We start from the raw sequence: 3669 nt of genomic DNA on the forward strand, positions 1-3669 counted from the left end.
GGAATAGCTCAACTCAATCCCATGCTCCTCCCGAAGCTTCTCGTGAAAATGCCGCCCGTTCCATCCCTCGTAGCGCTCCCGATAGAGCCCAAGAACCTTCTCCACCGTCTCCATTGGCACCCTCCGCGGACTTGGCCTCCGCTTCCTCCGATCAAAAAGCCCGTCGCATCCCCGAATCCGATACCGAGCTCGCCACCGCCCAAGGGTGCGAGGACTCCATCCCAAAATCTCCGCCGCATCCAACCAACTGATCCGCTTCGCCATCGCCCGCATAATCACCTCCTGAACTTTCATGACCCGCCATCCTTCCGCTTCGCCAAAGCCGTCCATGCCCCCATCTCATGAACTCTCCAGCCCCCAATACCCAAGCGGTCACTTCATCTGCCCTCGCGGCGGTCACTTCACTTGCTTACGACACCCAGCGAAAGCGGGGTTGCCAGCGGACGGCTTTTCCCCTAGGGTCCTTGGACTCACCGTCATGCGTCTTCCGCTTTCCCCTCACCGCTCCCTCCTCGTCCTTCTCTTCCTTGCCGGGCTTTTGCAGGCTGCGGCACCCCTTCGGGCCGCGTTACCGGACGCAAAGATGGCGCCGCTCATCCCCCTCCGGGTCCTGTTCGAGGAGCCGAAGCGGGCCTCTCCGCGAATCTCCCCCGACGGCAGCAGGCTTGCCTACCTGGCGCCCCACCAGGGGGTCTTGAACGTCTGGGTCCGCTCCCTGGGAAAGAAGGACGATCATCCGATCACGGCGGAAAAGGGACGGGGAATCCGCTCCTTTTTCTGGTCGCCCGATAGCCGCTCGGTCTTCTATCTCCAGGACCAGGGAGGAAACGAGAACAACCATCTCTTTCGGGTCGATCTCGATCAAGGCAAGAGGACTGACCTGACTCCGTTCAAGGATGTTAAGGTCCATCTTCAGGCGGACGATCCGGCTCACTCCCGATCCCTGCTCCTCGCTATGAACCAGAGAGATGCCAAGCTCTTCGATGTCTACGACCTCTCTCTTGCCGACAACCGGCTCAGCCTTCTGGCGCAGAATCCCGGGAATGTGCTCGAATGGCAAGAGGATCATCAGTATGCAATTCGCGCCCGGATGGCCATGCTGCGGGGGGCCCGGCAGGAGGTGAGCGCTCGGAGCACGGTCGACGCTCCGTGGAAGGCGGTGGCTTCGTGGGGACCCGACGAATCCGGGGGTCCAGTGGGATTTTCTCCGGATGACCGTTCCCTCTGGATCCTTTCGACTGTCGGGGCGAACGCCGAGCGGCTTCTCGAAATCGATCTGGAGAGCGGGAAGCAGACGATTCTGGCGGAGGATCCTCATTATGATGTGGCGGCCATTCTGACGCATCCGAAAACCTATCGCCTCGAGGCGGTCGCCTTCGAGCGGGAGAAGCTCGAGTGGCGCTTCTTCGATCCTCGAGCCCGCGAGGCATTCGATTATCTTCAAAGTCAGCACCCTGGAGAGGTGACGATCGCCAGCCGCGATTTCTCCGACACAACTTGGGCAGTGGCTTTCTCCTCCGATATCGATCCGGCGAGTTTCTATCTCTTTCAGCCGCAGGCGAAAAAACTCGCGTTTCTCTTCGCCTCCCGGCCCGAGCTCGCTTCCTACCGGCTCGCTCCCATGGAGCCGATCTCCTTCCCGGGGCGGGACGGCCTGCTCCTCCACTGCTATCTGACTCTGCCGCTCGGGGCGACCGGCAAGGTGCCCTTTGTCCTTCTGGTCCACGGAGGGCCGTGGGCGCGCGACAGTTGGGGCTTCAGCCCGCTGGTCCAGCTCCTGGCCAACCGGGGCTACGGCGTCTTGCAGGTCAATTTCCGCGGCTCCACGGGCTACGGAAAGGAGTTCGTCAACGCGGGGGACCGGGAATGGGGCGGAAAGATGCAAACCGACCTGATCGACGCAAAGCAGTGGGCGGTCGCCCACGGTTACGCTGATCCCGACCGGTTCGCCGTCATGGGGATGAGCTACGGGGGCTATGCGACGCTGGCGGCCCTGGCCTTCGTTCCCGGGGAGTTCACCTGCGGGGTCGAAGCAATGGGTCCTTCCAATCTGCTCACCTTGAGTCGCTCGATTCCGCCCTATTGGGAGCCGATGCGGGCCCTCTTCGAGAAGCGCGTCGGGAGCCCGGAGACGGAGGAAGCGTTCTTGCGGGAGCGCTCCCCGCTCTTTGCCGCTGGCCGCATTCGGGTGCCTCTTTTGATCGCTCAGGGAGCCAACGATGTCCGGGTCAAGCAGGCGGAGAGCGATCAGGTCGTCGAGGCGATGCGCAAGCAAGGGCTTCCCGTCGAGTATCTCCTCTTTCCGGACGAGGGCCACGGCTTTGTCCGCCCGGAGGATCGCCTCCAGTTCTTCCGGGCGACCGAGAAGTTCCTGGCTAAGCATCTTGGTGGACGGGCCGAGGAAGGCGTGGAGACCAAACAGGCGGTCCGCTGAACAGGCTAAATCAGTACCACCACTGCCAGGAGACGGTGGACATCCAGCCCATGCCGTACTGGATCCCGTTCCAGGACTGATAGCAGGGCACGACGATCTGGGCGGTGAGGAAGTTCCCATCAAGGGCGCTCGCGGGCGATGTCGCGATCTTTTTGGAGCCGTCGGCGGCGCAGCCGGGCATCCTCACGTTGACCCCAAGCCGACTCCGGCCCATTCTCCTCCCGTCCAGGAGGCCACGATATCGGGCATGGCGACGAAGGGAGCGCTTCGGAGGGAAAGCTGGTTGACCGGGTTCGCTCCATGGATCCCACCTTGGTAGGAGCCCAAACCGCTGAAGTTGAGGGAGAGCGCGTCGGTGAAGTTGTAGGAGATCCATCCGTTGCCCAGGAACGAGTTGCCCCAGGCATACCCTTGGGAGTTGCGCCCGACGGGAATCGTGGCGTAGCCCTGGACCCCCCAGCCCCAGTGGCGGTCCTCGCCTCTGGCCCAGGTAGGTGGCCGTCGTGATGAAGGCGGGTACTCCTAGGCCGAGCTGCATGTCGTAGGGATAGACATGGTGTCCGTCCATGTCGGGCATCGTCTCGTCGATCGACCCCGTCGGAACCGAGAATCCGTAGTTCATCTGCAGCCGGTTCCTGTGAAAGTCCAACACTTTCTAGATCGCCTGGAAGTTGATGTCCCCCAGACCGATCGCCTGCATCGACATCTCCGATCCCTGCGGCATCCTCTGGATAGGGAGGCCGTTCTTTCCTTTCATGGGGCCCATCCCCATTCCGTGATGCACGTACCCCCCCCCCATGGACAGCCCGACCATGGTCATCTGCTTGTCCCAGATGGGGAACATCGCCATGAGGGTCAGGTTGTCGGTGATCCCCATCATGAGCATCGGCATGTACTGCTCCATGAATATGTTGAGATCACCCATCGCCACCGGCTTCCCCGCGTATCGGACCGAGTCCAGGCCGTTGAGGTTTATGGCGTTGGAACCCTGGTAATAGTTCGGCCCCATGTTCATGTTCATAGAGTTCCTGCAAGGAAACCTGCGATTTGAATCGCGGGAGGAATTGCGGTTGCGCGGAACGCAACACGTGATGTAGTCTTTCCGACACGCAACGCGTTGGCACCAATCGCAATTGTGTTTACAAAACCGCATACCATGTGGTATGGTGCCCGAAGTATCGGATCGACGTGTTGACGGGACCGGTGGCCGAGGAAATGCGAGCGATGCTGGATTC

At 61.4% G+C, this 3669-nt stretch carries 4 protein-coding genes and 1 pseudogene; 2 read left to right on the top strand and 3 right to left on the bottom strand.

The features are described from left to right. Positions 1–294 (bottom strand): helix-turn-helix domain-containing protein (locus A37A_RS0106945; RefSeq protein WP_231363803.1); only part of this gene is annotated, 294 nt, incomplete at its 3' end. Between the two features lie 139 nt (positions 295–433). Here A37A_RS0106945 and A37A_RS0106950 point away from each other — a divergent pair. After that, positions 434–2434: a S9 family peptidase gene (locus tag A37A_RS0106950; protein WP_020494135.1), complete on the top strand. Its 2001-nt coding sequence runs from the start codon at positions 434–436 to the stop codon at positions 2432–2434. Between the two features lie 10 nt (positions 2435–2444). Here the strand turns inward: A37A_RS0106950 and A37A_RS20560 are convergent, their stop codons facing one another. Together A37A_RS20560 and A37A_RS20565 are read right to left on the bottom strand one after the other, a co-directional pair. Further along, positions 2445–3056, bottom strand: a complete 612-nt coding sequence (locus A37A_RS20560) for a hypothetical protein (protein ID WP_196799526.1) — start codon at positions 3054–3056, stop codon at positions 2445–2447. Between the two features lie 33 nt (positions 3057–3089). Next, positions 3090–3455 (bottom strand): hypothetical protein, encoded by a 366-nt coding sequence (locus A37A_RS20565; protein ID WP_018290798.1) that lies wholly within the window; start codon positions 3453–3455, stop codon positions 3090–3092. 125 nt (positions 3456–3580) lie between these two features. On the opposite strand from A37A_RS20565, the pseudogene A37A_RS22005 reads away from it, so the two are divergent. Beyond that, a pseudogene (locus tag A37A_RS22005) lies at positions 3581–3669 on the top strand (transposase); the annotation flags it as partial.

It is taken from the genome of Verrucomicrobium sp. 3C, from assembly GCF_000379365.1.
In the GTDB taxonomy this organism is placed as follows: Bacteria; Verrucomicrobiota; Verrucomicrobiia; order Methylacidiphilales; family Methylacidiphilaceae; genus Methylacidimicrobium.